We start from the raw sequence: 16,236 nt of genomic DNA, 5'->3' as shown, positions 1-16,236 counted from the left end.
TCTCGATATAAGCGGATACCAGCCCAGAAGAAGTGGTTCCGCTCATGACCGTAACCTCCCAGGAGTGCAACCCATGCGTGTCCTCTCCGCCCTGCTGTCCACTCTCTTAGCCGCCTCACCAGCCCAAGGAACCGTGACCGACTTCGGCGTCCAGTCGACCGCGCTCACCGTCTTCGAGGGGCACTTCGGCACCGGCCAGGACGGGCGGCCGGCCGTTTTCAGCGTCCAAATGGGTACCCCAGGGGTCGTCGCCGAAGTCGATCCGGTGACCCGCGAACTGAGGGACACCGTGGAGTTGCCCGGCTCGTCCGGAGGGTGGGGCATCACCCAGGCCGCCGACGGGACCGTCTATGCCGGGACCTACCCCAACGGCCACCTGTACTCCTTCAAGCCGGGCCAGGAGCAGGCCACCGACCTGGGGCAGGTCGTGCCGGGGGAGTTGTACGCCTACGGGCTGCAGGCCGGCAAGGACGGCAAGGTCTACGGGGGGACCTATCCGGGGGCCAAGGCGTTCTCGTACACCCCGGGTGAAGGGTTCCGCGACCTCGGAGTGATGGTCGAGGGCCAGCAGTACACGCCGGACGTCGCGGTCGACACCGACCGGCAACTGCTGTGGGCGGCCGTCGGCTCGGCGGGCCATCTGATCCGGCTGGACCTGGCCACCGGGGAGAAGCGGGACATCTGGCCCGAGGCGCTGCGCGGTGACCCGAGCTATCCGTACGACCTGAACCTGGTGGCGGGCAAGCTGTTCGTCAAGCGCAGCAAGGGGCAGGCGCTCGTGCTCGATCCCGACTCGGGGGCGGTGCTGGCCGACGGGTTCGCGATGAACTCGCGCGGCACGACCAAGGTCGCCGAGGGCGGCTACGTCTACTTCACCTCGGGCACCGAGCTGTGGCGCTACGACCTGGCCGCCGACCGGCCGGAAGCGGTGCCGGGAGTGGCCTCGGGCGGTGCCGGGGTGGGCTGGGGCTTCGTCGACGGCACGCTTTATGCGGCGATCGGCAACTACAACGGCGACGCGTTCTCCTACGACCCGCGTACCGGCGCGTCCCAGCGCTTCAAGCTGCCGTTCCCGTACCAGCCCATCGACATCAACAATGTCACTGCCGGGCCGGACGGCCGGATCTACACGAACCTCTACATCAACGGCAACGTCGCGGTCCTCGACCCGGCCACGGGCAAGGTGAGCCAGCTCGGCCGGGCCGCGCAGACCGACGGGTGGTTCTGGAAGGACGGCAAGCTCTACCTGGGCACCTATCCCAACGGCGCGATCATGCACTACGACCCGGCCCGGCCGTTCGTCACGGGCACGAACCCGCGTGAGCTGTTCCGCCTGATCGGCGACGGCCAGAACCGGCCCGTGGCGTTCGCCGCCGCCGGGAGCAAGGTCTACATCGGCAGCACCCCCGACTACGGCCTCTGGGGCGGCGCGCTCACCGTCTACGACGAGGCTTCAGGCGAGCACACGGTACGGCGCGCCCCCGTCGCCGACCAGGGCGTCACCTCGCTGGCCGTACTCGGGAACACCCTGTGGGGCGGCACGTCGGTCCATGGCGGCGGCGGCACCACGCCCAAGGCGACGGACGCCAAGGTGTTCACCTATGACCTGGCCTCGGGCGAGAAACGATCGGAGCACACGCCGGTGCCCGGCGCGAAGTCGATCACCGCGCTGGTCAGGGGCTCCGACGGGCTGCTCTGGGGCCTCGCCGACGGCACGGTGTTCATCATGGACCCGGCCACGGCCCGCGTGGTCGAGCAGGTCGAGCTCCCCGCCGGATACACCGGCGTCTCGGACGAGCTGCACGTCAACCCCGACGAGCACGTCTACGCCTCCCTCGATGGAAAGGTGTTCCGCATCGACCCGCTGTCGAAGACGTTCACGACCGCCGTCGAGTCCGGCCTCTACCGGGGCGCGCAGGACGGCTCGGGCAACATCTGGTTCCGGAGCGGCACCAAGGACGCCCTCGGCTCCGTTCAGGGCGGCGCCCGCCTGCTCCGCTACACCCCTCCGGCGGACGCCTGCAAGGGCTCCGACCTGACCCCGATGGTCACCATCCAGGGCCGCGACACCGGGGTGGCCAACCGCTACCGCCCCGACGGCTGCACGATCGAGGATCTCATCGAGGACGAGAAGTACACCGGGCCCCAGCTCATCGCCCACGTCGCCAAGAAGTCCGCCGAACTGGTGGCCGCCCGCCTCATCACCAAGGAGGAAGCCGGCCGCATCGTCAGCGCCGCGGCCGAGCCCTGTACCGAGGCGCCCCGCTGCGTCCCGTCTCGGGCCCGATCACCGATCCCGAGCGAATCATCGACCTGAACATACGCCGACGGGACCGGCCCGGGGGCGTACTCCACGCATACTCACATGCTGCTTGACGTGCATGGATGAAATCTTCGGCAGGCGCTGGCGGGCTCGCTACACCCCCGGCTGGATCGCCCGCGACCTTGGTGAACCGGCGTAAGACGTTACCGACCGTTGATCAGGTGGCGAACTGCTCGGCGACGGCACGGCCGGTCCCCTTGTTCGCCCCGGTGACCCCCGCGATCCCCTGGGGTGTGGTCTGCTCGCTCATGATCGGCTCCTTGTCATGGGCGGTGCGTTCTTCTCGGCTGTCCGTGCTCGCGGAGCATGCGCAGGACTGTGGCGGGTGAGGAGTGCTGGTCTCGCGTCCAACGCTAAGGCCGGGTGTGCCCGGGCGCGCCGGTACTCCAGATCGAGATCCTCAACGTCGAATATTAGGGGTGATGTTCTAGAATCTGACAACGTTATGCCAGAGGGGGCGTTTCATGGGGAGACCGGCCAAGTTCGGACAAGATCAGATCCTGGACGTGGCCCTGGCCATCGCGGCGGAGGACGGCCCCGGAAAGGTGACGATGGCTGCCATCGCCGCACGGCTCGGCGGTCCGACCGGCTCGCTCTATCACCGTTTCGGCTCGCGGGACCTGCTGCTGGCCACCTTGTGGCTGCGCACCACCCAGAGGTTCCAGGACGGGTTCGTCGCAGCGTTGACGGGCGGAGACGCCGAGGGTGCCGCGCTGCACACACCACGCTGGTGTCGCGCACAACCTGCTGAGGCGGCGCTGCTCCTCCTCTACCGTCGCCAGGATCTGGCCGCGCGATGGCCCGCCGAACTCGGCCAGGAACTGGACCAGTGCAATGCCAGGCTGCCTGCCGCCCTGGACGCCTTTGCCGCGGCACATCCCGGAATCGACCGTGATCGCCTGGTCTTCGCGGTGATCGACGTTCCCTACGGCGCGGTCCGCCGCCACCTGCTGGAGCGGCGATCACCGCCGCCCTTGGTCGATGAGCTGATCGTGTCCGTCTGTCGTGCCGTACTCACATCGCCGTAAGGCCCGCGTCTTCAGGCCCTCTGCCGCCCACGGGGGCGAGTGCTTGATGCCAGCGCGCGGTGTCGGTGTACTGGTGCAACCAGGAGATCTGACCGTCAGTGACCTGCCACATGTGGACGAACTCGGCCTCATACGCACGTCCGGTGGTGCGTGCGCTACCCCGGTAGTGCCCGGTGACGACGACGATCCCGTCGGTGGTCTGGTGCCAGGTCTCGTCGTACGGGGCGGTGTCGTAGTCGGCGAAGACCGCGCCCCATACCTGGGCCAGAGCCGTCTGTGGCCCGTGAAACGTGCCCCCGGCCCCGCACGGCATGCCCGGCGCGGTGTGAGCCTGGAAGTCTCGATGCAGCAACCCCACGATCGCGGCGCCGTCGGCTACCTGGGCGGCGGCATAGAACCGCTTGACGACATCAGATGCCGTGGCCATGTCATCCTCCTTAGTCGAAATATTCTAGAACATGGCAATTAATATATCTCCGCGCAGCCCAGGGAAGGCGCGAGGCCCTATCACGACGGCAGCATCGCCGCTCGGCGGCCCGACCGGCTCGCCCTGTCGCCGTTGCGGCTCGTGGGACCTGCCGCCGGCAGATGAGCGTCGGCTTTTCCATGGAGCGTCGTGCCGATGATGCCCTCAGGCTGGGCTCCGCCGGGCGGTGGCTGCGCGTCGTGCACTGCACCGGCAGGTTGCGGATCTCGATGCCGCCGATCTGGAACGACTCCAGGACGCCCAGGTGGATGGTGACCTGCTGGCCGCCACCGATGCCCTGCCGTTCACCGCGGCCTCGATCGTGGGCAGGGGATCCAGTTGCAGGAAGGGCACGCGGGTCCTCTGTGCGCTGTGGATCTGCCAGGGCGTGCCGGTGATGTGGGCGTACAGGGCGGCGAAGGCGGTGTCGCGCAATAGCATCGGTGATGCGAGATCCATCACCGACTCACCCGAAGAAGACGCGCTCCCTTACGTGGACAACGATCACTTTGTCATCCAGAATCGCCGCCGCCCAGCGACTGGCCGAGCGAATGACCTGAGTGGCCATCAGCAATGGTTTTCGACTGGCCACGAACGACGGTGCCGACTGCCTGGCTGGTTGGCCTCGGCCAGCGATTTGCGTGCGCGATCGGGAACGGGTATGGCTGCTGCGTCTTCGCCTTCTTCGACCAGGAGCATTGAGAACGCGATGTCAGCCTATTACCACGTCTGCTTCACCGTTCCTGATCTACAGGCAGCGATGAGGGATCTGTCCAGCGCCGCCGCGGTCACCTGGCGCGAACCCCGCGACGGACGCATCGGAGACTGGGACTACCGCATCGTCTTCTCCACCGACGGTCCTGCCTTCATCGAACTCATCCAGGCCGTGCCCGGCGGCCCATGGGGCGACACCAGCAGACCTCGCTTCCACCACCTCGGCTTCTGGACATCCGACGTAGTCGCCGGATCGGAGAGACTCGCTACCGCCGGCTTCCCTGAATCCTTCTCCGGCTGCCCCTACGGCCGTCAGTTCGCCTACCATCGCCTTGACTCCATCGGGGCGGACATCGAACTCGTCGATCAGGGGCAGCAAGCCGCGTTTCTGCAGACCTGGCACCCAGGGGGACTCCCCATGCCTCCCATCGAGGAGGCATAGGAAGAGCGATGTCTCCTGACCTGCCCCTCTTGGGCCCGATGAGGCATACGCCGATGGCGCAGCCCGGGAAACGATCACCTCCGACAAGCCGCTGCGGGCGCGCGACGTGGTGCGGGCGCTGGGTCAGCAGGATGTCCGCGGCCAGGTGGAGGGGCCCCACCGGAGGCGCGTCAAACGGATGGTGAGCGCAGCTCAACGGCTATTGTTGCGGTTCCAGGGCCGCCCGTGGCGGCACACCTTCCTTCCAGTGAACCCGGACTGCGCCGGCGCCAGGTGAGCGACCCGCTCGACGCGGCCCGTTCGTCGGGCCGTTTCACATCTTCGCCGGCTGCTGACTGCCTGTGAGGCGAAGCAGGGCGGCCTCGAGGAAGGGCGCGAGCAGGGGGTTGTCATCGCCTGCTCGGGTGGCGAGGGCGACCTGGCCCGGCTTCACTCCCTCCAAGGGGATGCTGGTGAGGCCGGGGTGGAGGGTCTCCGCGCGTAGGCCGGCCGAGACGATGGCCACGGCCTGCCCGGCCGCGACGATTTCGAACTTCTCTTCAGGCGCCTCGACGAGCGGGCCGTCCGGCGCGAGACTGCCGTCCGGTCGCGGGTCGATCCGCCAGTAGGCGTTCCAGGTCGTGTCGGGCAGGCGGGGCAGGGCTTCGTCACCGATGTCGTCGAGGGTCACCTGCTCCTTGCCGGCCAAGTGGTGATCGCGGGCGACGAGAAGGACCCGCGGCTCGTCGTAGAGAATCGTCACGCGGAGCCCGTCGTCACGGACCGGCAGCCGGCACACCACCGCGTCCACCCGGCGCTCGAGCAGCGCGGCGCGCGGTTCGTTCCAGGCCAGCCGCACCACGCGTACGTCGGCGTCGGGACGCCGATGACGCAGTTCGTGCACAGCGGGCATGACAGGCACGTTCAGGGTGTGCCCGACCAGGATCCTGCTGGGGTGGGCCGCGGCGCGAGTGGCGGCCACCGCCTGCGCCGATGATCGCAGCAACGCCTTGGCACGGGGCAGGAACACCTCGCCCGCTTCGGTCAACCGGGTGCCGCGCGGGGTGCGGTCCAGCAGGGGGGCGCCGAGCTGCCGCTCCAGGCCGCGGATCTGGCGGCTCAGGGAGGGCTGGGTGATGTGCAGGGCTTCGGCGGCCCGGCCGAAGTGCCGGTGCTCGGCGACGACCGTGAAATAGCGCACTAATCGTAGGTCCAGGTCCGGCGCTGATTCGGCCATGTCTGCAGCATAGCCCCGTGGTTGACGTCGGGTGATGCCTCGAACGAATGAGGATGCCGCGCAGGCTTTGGACTTCGCGCGCCGGCCTTCCGACGATGGAGACAGCCCGAATTCGTGCGGGGTTTCGTCACTGCGCGGCTGCATTCATCGGTTTCGCTGTCGTCCGCGAGCTTATTGGCGCTCAATCCCGCCTTTACCCACAGAAAGAATCGAGAGCCACATGTCTGAAGCGACTCGCCGCGCTGTGCTGGCAACGGCGGCCGGATTGTCAGCCGTCCCGCTCCTGGCGGGTACGGCAAGGGCCGCGTCGACGGCCCCCGACGAGGACGAGATCCTGCAGCAGATGGCCGACGCGTTCGGCCAGCAACTCCGCTCGCCGATCATGCATTCGCCCGGGGAGCAGGGGCTCGACTACGAGGACGTCACTTTCCAGGCGGTTGACGGCGTGCCCATCGAAGGCTGGTTCATCCCTGCTCGGGGTTCCGACAAGCTGATCATCGCCAATCATCCGATGGGGTTCAGCCGGGCCGGGCTGCCCGGCCATCTGGAACCGTGGAAGTCGATCTGGAGTTCCAGCGGCAACGACATCGAGGTGGACCTCGTACCCGACTACAAGATCCTGCACGACGCCGGGTACAACGTGCTCGCCTACGACCTGCGCAACTACGGCCTCAGCGGAGCCGCCAACGGCGGCATCGCCTCCAGCGGGATCTTCGAGTCGCGTGACGTCCTCGGCTCGCTGCGGTACGCACGCGAACGCCGGGACACGCGAGGCATGCGGATCGGCCTGTTCAGCCGCTGCCTGGGTTGCAGTTCCACGTTTCACGCGATGACCAGGGACCCGCGGGCGTTCGACGGCGTGCGCTGCCTGGTGGGGCCGCAGCCGGTCACCATGGAGGTCATCATGGCGCGGCGGCTGGTCATGGCGGGCGTGCCCGCCGACCGCATCGGCGAGCTGGAAAGGCTGGTGGTGTTGCGCACCGGCATCCCGTTCGCGGCGCGGCAGCCACAGCAGTGGGCCAAGGGGGTCCGGGTCCCGACGTTCCTCTACCAGGTGCACGACGACACGCTGACCCACCCGAGCGACGTACAGACGATGTTCGACAACATTCCGGTCGCCGACAAGAAACTCCAGTGGATCCGCGGTACCAACCGCCGCTTTGACGGCTACCTGGAGTTCCAGAAGCGCCCGCAACCGATGCTGCAGTGGTTCCAGTCCCACATGGAGTCCTGAGAGCGCGCGTTGAGGTACGGCATCCTGTCAGCCGAGCGGGATGATGACGTCGGCCAGCTCGCCGGGCATGGAGAGGAATGGCGAGTGGGAGGCGTCGAGGGCGACGACGGAGGTGGGGTTGTCGGGGAACGCCGTGTCGGCCTCGGAGATGAACGTCGCCTGCACGCCTGGCCGGATGGCCATGTCCCGCGTGCAGACGATGTACGTGCGCGGCACCGATCCCCAGCCGTCGTGGGTCAGGGTGGTGGTACCCAGCATGATGCCGATCGGGCCGTCGGGCGTCAGCAGGCCGGTGGCGGCGTTGGCGAGGACCGGGTCCACGTCACCGTAGAACGCCTCGTGAAGCCGCTGCCGGTAGTCTGCGTCGTCCGTGGCGAAGTCGAGCCGCAGCGCGCCTGTCCGGGCCGGGTCGCCCTGCAGCAACGGCGCGACCCGGTCATCGGCGGCTTCCGGAATCTGCGTGTACGCCGCCGCGGGCACGCCTGATGCGGGCATGTACGCGGTGAGGTACACCGCGTGCGCCACCAGTTCGGGTGTCTGCTGGGCCGTTCGCGTCAGTACCGGGCCGGCCGCGCTGTGGGCGACCACCGTCACCGGCTCGCCACCGCCGATCCGCCTGATCTGCGCGGTCAGTAAGGCGGCCGCGTCGTCGAGGCTCACGTCCGCCACCGGCGAGACCTCGGTGCTGACCGCCTCGCGGTCGTACGGCTGTTCGGTGAACCATCGAGGACGGCGGGCATACAGGCCGTGCCCCGCCATGTCCACCGCGACGGCAGGCCGCCCGGCGGCCACCACATGGGGGATGACTTCGCTCCAGCACCAGGAGCCGTGCCAGAAACCGTGAACCAACACCAGCGTGGACATGGATGCTCCCTGGGATGATGCCTGTGTCAAGGCTCGTGGGGGATCGGGTGAACGACGGCCTCGATGACCGCGTCGGCGATGGCGATCTCCGCGAGATCGTCGGCGCCGGGCGGAGCGGCCTCATGATCCATACTGCATCGATCGTGCGGGCCTCGGGTCGGCGTCAGCGGGAAAAGAAGCTCGGCCGCGAAGCTCGCGCCGGGATCGGGGCACGGCCCTGACTGGCGCCAACAACCACTCGTGAACTGCGGAGATCGTCAACGGGCTGACGTGGTGTATGGGTTCGCTAGCGCGGTGGGCGGCGGGCAGGGGTTGTCAGTCGTGGCGGGGGATGCCGGAGACCTCGTGGTCGGCGTGGAAGAGAGCCTCGCCGATCAGGGCCCGAACGTGTGCGTCGCGGGCCCGGTACAGCACGCGGCGGCCCTCTCGCCGGGTCTGTACGAGCCCGGCCAGCCGGAGTTTGGCCAGGTGCTGGGAGACCGAGGGTCTGGCCACGCCGATGGCGCCGGCCAGTGAGCCGACGTCGAACTCGTCGACCGACAGCAGCCACATCAGCCGCAGCCGGGTGGCGTCGCTGAGCATGCGGAAGGCCTCCACCGCGGCTTCCACCTGCGCGCCGGTGGGTTGTTCCTGCGCAGGGCTTGCACCTGATCCGTTGTCGCGTGCGTACATGACTACATATAATCCGGCGAAACGGGTCGAGGGCAAGCGAGGCACGCAAATGGCGCATCACGATTCCCCCCAGCACGGGCATGAGCAGAACCACGGACACGGGCATGGGCATGGCGGGGAGTGGGGTGGCGGGCTCAGGCGGCTGCTGGCCAGGGCCCGGCATGTTGTCACCCCGCACAGTCACGACAGCGCGGACAAGACCGACACGGCGTTGGAGTCCAGCAGCCGGGGGATGCGGGTGCTGGCGATCTCGTTCGCCGTCCTGGTGGTCACCGCGGTCGTGCAGTCGGCGATCGTGGCGGTGTCGGGGTCGGTGGCGCTGCTCGGCGACACGCTGCACAACTTCGCTGATGCGTTGACGGCGGTGCCGCTGGCGATCGCCTTCTCGCTCGGGCGGCGGGCGGCTACGCGCCGGTTCACCTACGGGTACGGCCGGGCGGAGGATCTGGCCGGGGTGGTGATCGTGGCGCTGATCGCCGCTTCGGCTGCGCTGGCCGGTTATGAGGCGGTCAAGCGGTTGATCCAGCCGGAGGATATGCAGGCGCTCGGCTTGGTGGCCGCGGCCGGGGTGGTCGGTTTCCTGGGCAATGAGTGGGTGGCCCGCTATCGGATCAGGGTCGGACGGGAGATCGGTTCGGCCGCGCTGGTGGCTGATGGCCTTCATGCCCGCACCGACGGTTTCACCTCGCTGGCGGTGTTGCTCGGCGCGGGTGGCGCCGCGCTTGGCTTCCCGCTGGCCGACCCGATCGTGGGCCTGCTGATCACCGTGGCGATCTGTTTCGTGCTGCGCGACGCGGCTCGTGAGATCTATCACCGGCTGATGGACGCGGTCGATCCGAAGCTGGTCGTCCAGGCGGAGCAGATCTTGGCCGGGGTCGCGGGTGTCGAACGCGTCGGTTCGGTACGGCTGCGCTGGGTCGGTCACGTGCTGCGGGCCGAGGTGGACATCGTGGTCCGGGATGATGTGTCGCTGTTGCAGGCGCACGCGGTGGCGGTGGAGGCCGAGCATCGGCTGATCCACGACCTGCCACGGTTGCGGGCGGCGACCGTGCACGCCGATCCCGACGGTCCGGCCGCCGACGAGCATCACGCCGTTTTGCTCGCCCACCGCTAGCCTCTCTGCTGGCGTTCTGACCCCGCTTCAGCCGGATGCGTCAGAACCGTAACGGCAGGGCCGCGGTCGCACCCGGCGAGCAACTGCGGTCAACTCTCACAAGCAGAACCACGTAGGCGAACTCCTGCGCGACGAAGTAGCCGGTAGCCAACGTGAGCGGGAGGATGGCCAGCAGGCCGAGCGCCACGCTCATCGCCCCCAACTCCGGCATTGCCGTCGGTCACGGGCCAGGCATCGCTGCCCGCGCGGAAGCTGTACGTGATCGGCCTGCTCGGGTCCGTTCACACGGACGCCACCACCATCCCCTCCGTGTTTTGCTGAACCTCTTCATCGCGGTCGTGGTCAACGCCATGCACGAGAACGAGCCATCCCCGGCCGAAGCGCAGACTCAGGCAGAACTGCAGGAGGTCAAGCAGGAACTGGGCCCCGTACCGCCGTGTGGATACGGCGATCACGGGGCCGGTCGCTGATGTGTCGGGTCAGGCCCGCAGCGGGATGCGCACGTCGCCGCGACCGCCGACGCCTCCGTACGCCCGGTGCTCACTCTGGGACGAGCGCCATCGGGAGCACGCGGGCCGCCGGGCCGCTCTTTCCGGTTACGAGGCCGCCTGACGCCCGACGGCCGCCGGCCGGTAGGCGTCGTTGACGTCCACGGGGGCCGCGCCGCCCGCGGTGCCGCCGCCGGGGATGTAGACGGTGCCGCCCACCGCGACGGCGGCGGTCCCGTGCCGGGGCACCGGCATCGGCGCCAGGCGCACCCAGCGGTCGCGCGCCGTGTCGTACGCCTCGGCCTCGGCGAAGACCGTGTTCGGGTTCGTCCCGTCGTGCCGTCCCTCGCCGCCGAACGTGTAGATCTTGCCGCCCACGGCCGCGGCGGCGATCCCGCCCCGGGCCGTCGGCATCGGCGCCCGCTCCGACCAGCGGCGCTTGCGCAGGTCGAGCGCGTACACGGTGTCGCGCACGTTGACCTGCCCCCGGTCGCGTCCGCCGAGCACGTAGAAGGTCGCGCCGACGATGGCGCCGCCGACGTGGTCGCGCGCCTGGGGCAGGCTCGGGAGGGTCTCCCACCGGCCGGTCACGACGTCGTACGACGATACGAGGTCCACCGTGTCCTGCAGGCCGCCGGGGCCGGGCGTCAGCGTGCGCATGCCGCCCGCGAGATAGATCTTCGTCCCGCGTACGCCCATCGCGGCGCTCCCTCGCTCCATGCCGGCGGGCATCGGCGGCAACGGCGTCCACCGGTCGGTACGCGGGTCGTACACGAAGCTGTCACGCAGGGCCTGCCACGACGCGCCGCCGGACAGCCCGCCGAGCACGTAGATCCGGCCATCGACCGTCGCCACGTTGGGATGGTTCATCGCGACGGGCAGCGGGGCCGCCTCCGACCAGGTGTCGCGCCGGGTGTCGTAGACCTCTGTCCGCCCGGTGGTGACGACACCGCCGGCCGGGTCAGGGACGATGCCGCCGATGACGTAGACCCGGTGGCCGATCGCGGCGACGCTGTGCTCCTGGCGGGGCCCGCCGCCGATCGCCGCCCGCGGCTGCCACCCCTTCCCATAGGTCGGTTCGGCCGCCGCGGGCGTCGCGCCGGGTGTCGTGGGCGTCGGGTGGCTGGGGTGCGCGTGCGCGGGCAGGCTGGGGCCCGCCGCCAGGACCGCGCCGAGGAGTAGGGCGATACCGCGTCTCATGATTCTCCTTGCCTTCGTAAGTACGGGGTCTTCGGTGGTCCAGGGAGTAGAGGGGGGCGGCCGTCATCAGGGCACGGGCACGAGCTTGCCGGTGACCGCCCCACCGGCGATGACCTCGTGCGCCTTGGCGGCCTCCTGGGGTGGGTGGCGGGTTCCCGTCCACTGGCCCGTGGAGGCGGGGTCCCGTTCACGCTCGCCTGAAGCCCGCCCGCCGGCCAGGGCTGAGTTCACCCAGGGGTTGTCATCCCCTGGCTGCGACCGGCCGCCAGGGGTGACGATGGAGAGGTGAACCTCCGCGAACTCGCCGCGTTCCTGAAGACTCGCCGCGCCCGCGTCCGGCCGGCCGACGTCGGCCTGCCCGCCGGCCCTCGGCGCCGGGTGCCCGGGCTGCGCCGGGAGGAGGTCGCGCAGCTCGCGAGCTTGTCGGCGGACTACTACACCGAGCTGGAGCGCGGGCGCGGCGCCCAGCCGTCGGCCCAGACGCTGGCCGCGCTCGCCCGCGCGCTGCGGCTGGAGGGCGACGAGCGCGATCACCTGTTCCATCTCGCTGGCCGGCCTGTCCCGGCTGCGCACGGCCCGACCGCGCACGTCCAGCCTGCCATGCTGGCCATGCTGGACCGGCTGGCCACGACGCCCGCGATGATCATCACTGACCTGCACGAGACCCTGGTGCAGAACGCCCTGGCCGCCGCGCTGATCGGCCGGCACCCGATGAGGCGCGGCCCGGAGGCCAGCTATGTCTACCGCTGGTTCACCGACCCCGCCGCCCGCGCGCTCTACCCGCCGGACGAGCACCCGCACCATTCCCGGGTCTTCGTGTCCGACCTGCGGGCGGTCGCTGCCCGGCGCGGCCGCGACGCCCACGTGGTGCGGATGGTGGCCGCGCTGCGGCGGCGCAGCGCCGAGTTCGCCGCCCTGTGGGACGCCCACGACGTGGCGCTGCGCCGGGCGGACCACAAACGCCTGGTCCACCCGGCGCTGGGGATCATCGAGGTGGACTGCCACAGCCTGTTCAGCGAGGACGGCCGCCAGCGCCTGCTGTGGTTCACCGCGCCGCCCGGCAGCCAGGGTGCGGCCCAGCTGGAGTTGCTGTCCGTCATAGGCACCCAGGACATGAGCCTCGACGCGACGGAAGCGAGCCTCAGCGGTCCTGATGTGGGCGTGGACACGCCGACCGGATAATCGGCGGCCGCGGCGCACGTGGCGGCCGGAATACCCGTTCGGTTGGATCCTGCTGACGGTGTCCGCCGGGGTTCACGGGGTCGCGGTCGCGTGCCCCGTCGGTCGCACCGCGTCCGCCGAGGTTCCCGATCTGGCACCGCCGCCGCCCCTGGACCGCGCCTTGTTCGCCCCCCACGAGCAGCGCTTCGCGCCGTATCTTGTCACTCTCGCACCCATGGTCAACGACATGGACGACAGCGGCTTCTTCGCCGGTGGCTGGTGGCGCACGCCGGCGGCGGCGTTCAACGCCCGCGTGCAGGAGCACGTCTTCACGCTGGCCTGGTTCTACGCCAACGCCCGCCGGTGGAATCCGTACGCCGGGGACAAGAATCTGCTGGCCGCGCTCGACGCGGCGGCCCTCAGCGGCGGGAACGCCGCCGTGGTACGGCCGCGCGGCAGTCGCCGCCGGAAGCCTCGCCCGCGTGCGGCGATGGCGCGTGGCCGTCACGGGTTGTCAGGCGCGGGTCCACTTCTGGTTGGCGCCGCCGTGGCAGCTCCAGATCTGCAGCCTGGTGCCGTTGGCGGTGCCGGCGCCGCTGACGTCGAGGCACTTGTTCGCCCCGACGGCGGTGATGCTGCCGTCGTCGTTGAGCCGCCACTGCTGGTTGTTCTGGCCGTTGCAGTCCCAGATGATCACCGCGGTGCCGTCCGCCGTCCCGGCCCCGTTCACGTCCAGGCACTTGCCGCCGTAGACGCGCAGCTCACCCGCACCGGTGGAGGTCCACTGCTGGTTGGGCTGCCCGTTGCAGTCCCAGATCTGCGCCGGAGCGCCGTTGGCCTGCGAGGCGCCGTCGACGTCCAGGCACCGGCCCGACCCTGCACCCCGCAGCGCGCTCGTGTCCGGCGGATTCGGATCGCCGCCTCCCAGCTGCGTGAAGAAATCCCAGACCACTGGTCTGGTCCAGGAATTCTCGCCGGGTTCGAAGTCGCCAGGCCTCCCATCCACGGGGCCGGGGGTGTGGCCCGCGTCGAACGCCGCCCACGCGACCGGATACCCCGTCCGGCATCCCGAGTAATAGGTGACGATGTGCGTCAGGCTGCCCTGTGCGGGCTCCGGCGGGTTCTGGGGCGTGCAACCGTTGTTCCTGACGAACCTGTCACGTAGCGACCGGCCCGCGGAGATGTTGAGCACCGGATCCCTGAGGCCGTGCAGTCCGATGTACGCGACGGGCTCCGTCCCGCCACTGCACCCGCTGAGCTGCGCGCCGGCGTAAACCGCCACCGCGCGGAAGACCGTCGCCCGGGCGCATGCGAGCGCGTAGCTCATGCCGCCGCCGTAGCTGAAGCCCAGGGCGAAGCGTTGTGAGGTGTCCACACAGAGGTCGGCCTCGATCTTCCGGATCATGTCGTCGACGAAGGTGACGTCCTCACCGCCCGAGTTGGCCCAGCCGTTGTTCAGGCCCTGGGGCGCGACGAAGATCGCGGTGTTGTTCGACAACGCTCTGAGCCCGTAGTAGGACCACGGATAGCCACTGGTTCCGCCCGAGTCGACATCGTTGGCGGTGCCGCCGTTCCAGTGGAATCCAAAGATCAACCGGTAGGGGGTTGTGTTGGTGTAGTTGTCTGGAATCCTCAGGATGAAGTTGCGATTCTTACCGCTCGTGGTAATCGGATGAGTGCCGCTGGTCAGTGTCGGGGTTCTGCCGCATCCCGCGGTGGGTGCGAGGGCGCTCTGTTTCGCGGCCGACGGGGTCGCGCTGTCGCCCAGCGCCGTCTGCCCCGTGGCCGGAACGACGAGCAGTGCCGCCGACGCGATAGCTGTGAAGAGGAACCTGAGCCTCGACATCGCGCACACTCCTTTGCTGTTCTCGTGGTGACACACGTGAATGGGAAGCCACTGCCGCCACCCTGAGGGCGTCGGCGGCCGGAGTTTCTGCTCTCTTGTTCGGGGACACCGAACCGACCCGGCGCGCCATTTTCCGCCGATCGGGAACCGCCGCGCGTTCGGCGATGGGCCGGGTTTCGTGATGTTAGCGTTAACCAAATGCCGCCGTAATCGGTTCTCCTGTTCTTCCGGGCGGCTGATGGGGATGGCGTAGAGGAGCAAATATGGCCGTGACGAGACCTGTCAAGGGCCGGCACGCTCGACGTTGCGGGCTCTCGCCCGAGAGGTCCCGTTCGCTCCTCCGCCTGACCAGGACAAGCGGCCACGTCCACCGCTGATCTGTCGCGATGAAACTTTCAGATCGTTCCGAGTGTCCGGGGGCGGATGAGCCGGCCGGCGGGCTGGAGCTCGCCTCGCCCGGTCGCTTCGGCTCGCCTGGCCATGTCCCGTCGGATGCGCGAAGGCCGAACCGGTAGGAGACGGGCGGATCAGTGGGAGGAGAAGAAGAGGCGCTGCTGGATCTCCCTGCGGTAGTCGTCGAGGGTGTTGTCGATGTGCGTGGCCGCGGACTGGGCAGCCGCTTCCGGGTCGCCGGCGCGGATGGCCTGGTAGATGGCGTCGTGCTCCTCGACGGCCTTGGCGGCGTGCCCGCCCACCGAGCCGCGCAGGCCGATGAGGCTCGACTGCGCCTGCAGCCTACGGGCCTCCCGCACGGCGACCTGGAGGAACATGTTGTGCGAGGCCGTGGCGATGGCGGTGTGGAAGGCGTCGTCGCCCTCGTTGAACAGTTCCTCGCGTCCGGTCTCGAAGCCGTGGCGGCACAGGCCGGCCCCTTCTTCGATGGCCCTCAGCTCGGCAGGGGTGGCGCGGCGGGCGGCCAGCCGGCTGGTCTCCATCTCCTGCGCCCGGCGGAACTCGAACAGCATGTAGACGTGGTCGAGGTCGGTCGGGAGGAAGAAGGAGCCCCAGCGCCCGGTGCCCAACATCCCCTCGTCGTCGGCCACGTACAGGCCGCGGCCCTTCTGGGCGCGTACCCGGCCGAGCGCGGAGAGTATCTTCACCGCCTCGCGCACCACGGTGCGGCTGGTGCCCAGTTGCCGGGCCAGCTCGTTCTCGGTCGGCATGCGGTCGCCCGGACGCAGACCGAGCTCGACGATCAATTCCAGCACCTGCTCAGCGGCTACCTCGTAACCCGGCCGGTATCCGCTCTCGCGAGGGGTGTCGGTCACCGTACTTCCTCCTTGCCATTCCCTGCAAAAGTATGACTGATGAGCCGATCCTTTCCGCCACACGTGCCGACCGATGAGTACGACACATATGAACGGTTCATTCGAGGGTTGCCGGCGTGGACGTGCGCATTCACAGGTGTTGCTGCTGGTGAAGGCGTAGATCAGCTCACCATGGCCATGCTCTCGGTACGTGAACCGCG

Annotated in this window: 16 protein-coding genes; 7 read left to right on the top strand and 9 right to left on the bottom strand. The window is 69.2% G+C overall.

Going from position 1 to position 16,236, the window contains the following annotated elements:
* Positions 1-73: 73 nt before the first annotated feature.
* Both ABGA98_RS38705 and ABGA98_RS38700 read left to right on the top strand, forming a co-directional pair.
* Positions 74-2,317, top strand: a complete 2,244-nt coding sequence (locus ABGA98_RS38705) for a hypothetical protein (protein ID WP_347623427.1) — start codon at positions 74-76, stop codon at positions 2,315-2,317.
* Positions 2,318-2,787: 470 nt separating this feature from the next.
* Positions 2,788-3,351: a TetR/AcrR family transcriptional regulator gene (locus tag ABGA98_RS38700; protein ID WP_347623426.1), complete on the top strand. Its 564-nt coding sequence runs from the start codon at positions 2,788-2,790 to the stop codon at positions 3,349-3,351.
* On the opposite strand, the gene ABGA98_RS38695 is transcribed toward ABGA98_RS38700, so the two are convergent.
* Positions 3,338-3,778: a nuclear transport factor 2 family protein gene (locus tag ABGA98_RS38695; RefSeq protein WP_347623425.1), complete on the bottom strand. Its 441-nt coding sequence runs from the start codon at positions 3,776-3,778 to the stop codon at positions 3,338-3,340. The two genes, ABGA98_RS38700 and ABGA98_RS38695, sit on opposite strands and share 14 nt — an antisense overlap.
* A gap of 226 nt (positions 3,779-4,004) precedes the next feature.
* On the opposite strand from ABGA98_RS38695, the gene ABGA98_RS38690 reads away from it, so the two are divergent.
* Positions 4,005-4,973 (top strand): VOC family protein, encoded by a 969-nt coding sequence (locus ABGA98_RS38690; RefSeq protein ID WP_347623424.1) that lies wholly within the window; start codon positions 4,005-4,007, stop codon positions 4,971-4,973.
* Positions 4,974-5,286: 313 nt separating this feature from the next.
* Here ABGA98_RS38690 and ABGA98_RS38685 read toward each other — a convergent pair whose 3' ends face one another.
* Positions 5,287-6,189 carry a LysR family transcriptional regulator gene (locus ABGA98_RS38685; RefSeq protein ID WP_347623423.1) on the bottom strand — a complete coding sequence of 301 codons (903 nt, stop codon included), beginning with the start codon at positions 6,187-6,189 and terminating at the stop codon, positions 5,287-5,289.
* A gap of 220 nt (positions 6,190-6,409) precedes the next feature.
* On the opposite strand from ABGA98_RS38685, the gene ABGA98_RS38680 reads away from it, so the two are divergent.
* Positions 6,410-7,423 carry a hypothetical protein gene (locus ABGA98_RS38680; protein WP_347623422.1) on the top strand — a complete coding sequence of 338 codons (1,014 nt, stop codon included), beginning with the start codon at positions 6,410-6,412 and terminating at the stop codon, positions 7,421-7,423.
* A 27-nt stretch (positions 7,424-7,450) separates the two neighbouring features.
* Here ABGA98_RS38680 and ABGA98_RS38675 read toward each other — a convergent pair whose 3' ends face one another.
* The gene (locus ABGA98_RS38675; RefSeq protein WP_347623421.1) at positions 7,451-8,287 is read right to left on the bottom strand and encodes an alpha/beta fold hydrolase; all 837 of its coding nucleotides are present in this window, start codon (positions 8,285-8,287) and stop codon (positions 7,451-7,453) included.
* Between the two features lie 315 nt (positions 8,288-8,602).
* Positions 8,603-8,959, bottom strand: coding sequence for a metalloregulator ArsR/SmtB family transcription factor (locus ABGA98_RS38670; protein WP_347623420.1), 357 nt, complete (start codon positions 8,957-8,959; stop codon positions 8,603-8,605).
* A gap of 232 nt (positions 8,960-9,191) precedes the next feature.
* Between ABGA98_RS38670 and ABGA98_RS38665 the strand changes: the two genes are divergently transcribed.
* Positions 9,192-10,073, top strand: a complete 882-nt coding sequence (locus ABGA98_RS38665) for a cation diffusion facilitator family transporter (RefSeq protein ID WP_347623419.1) — start codon at positions 9,192-9,194, stop codon at positions 10,071-10,073.
* 40 nt (positions 10,074-10,113) lie between these two features.
* Here the strand turns inward: ABGA98_RS38665 and ABGA98_RS38660 are convergent, their stop codons facing one another.
* Positions 10,114-10,266, bottom strand: coding sequence for a hypothetical protein (locus ABGA98_RS38660; RefSeq protein ID WP_347623418.1), 153 nt, complete (start codon positions 10,264-10,266; stop codon positions 10,114-10,116).
* Positions 10,267-10,387: 121 nt separating this feature from the next.
* Between ABGA98_RS38660 and ABGA98_RS38655 the strand changes: the two genes are divergently transcribed.
* Complete coding sequence (locus ABGA98_RS38655; RefSeq protein WP_347623417.1) at positions 10,388-10,543, top strand: hypothetical protein; 156 nt, start codon at positions 10,388-10,390, stop codon at positions 10,541-10,543.
* 126 nt (positions 10,544-10,669) lie between these two features.
* Here ABGA98_RS38655 and ABGA98_RS38650 read toward each other — a convergent pair whose 3' ends face one another.
* Entirely contained in the window at positions 10,670-11,761 is a 1,092-nt protein-coding gene (locus ABGA98_RS38650; RefSeq protein WP_347623416.1) for a kelch repeat-containing protein, read from the bottom strand.
* A 66-nt stretch (positions 11,762-11,827) separates the two neighbouring features.
* Positions 11,828-11,992, bottom strand: a complete 165-nt coding sequence (locus ABGA98_RS38645) for a hypothetical protein (RefSeq protein WP_347623415.1) — start codon at positions 11,990-11,992, stop codon at positions 11,828-11,830.
* Between the two features lie 54 nt (positions 11,993-12,046).
* Between ABGA98_RS38645 and ABGA98_RS38640 the strand changes: the two genes are divergently transcribed.
* Positions 12,047-12,943, top strand: a complete 897-nt coding sequence (locus ABGA98_RS38640) for a helix-turn-helix transcriptional regulator (RefSeq protein WP_347623414.1) — start codon at positions 12,047-12,049, stop codon at positions 12,941-12,943.
* A gap of 493 nt (positions 12,944-13,436) precedes the next feature.
* Here the strand turns inward: ABGA98_RS38640 and ABGA98_RS38635 are convergent, their stop codons facing one another.
* Entirely contained in the window at positions 13,437-14,768 is a 1,332-nt protein-coding gene (locus tag ABGA98_RS38635) for a ricin-type beta-trefoil lectin domain protein (protein ID WP_347623413.1), read from the bottom strand.
* Positions 14,769-15,295: 527 nt separating this feature from the next.
* A complete protein-coding gene (locus ABGA98_RS38630; protein WP_347623412.1) occupies positions 15,296-16,036 on the bottom strand; it encodes a FadR/GntR family transcriptional regulator in 741 nt (246 codons plus the stop codon).
* Positions 16,037-16,236 lie beyond the last annotated feature (200 nt).

Origin of the sequence: Nonomuraea sp. B1E8 (assembly GCF_039871515.1) — a bacterium.
In the GTDB taxonomy this organism is placed as follows: domain Bacteria; phylum Actinomycetota; class Actinomycetes; order Streptosporangiales; family Streptosporangiaceae; genus Nonomuraea.
Note: the sequence above shows the minus strand (reverse complement) of the source record. Positions and strands in the feature narration are given on the sequence as shown.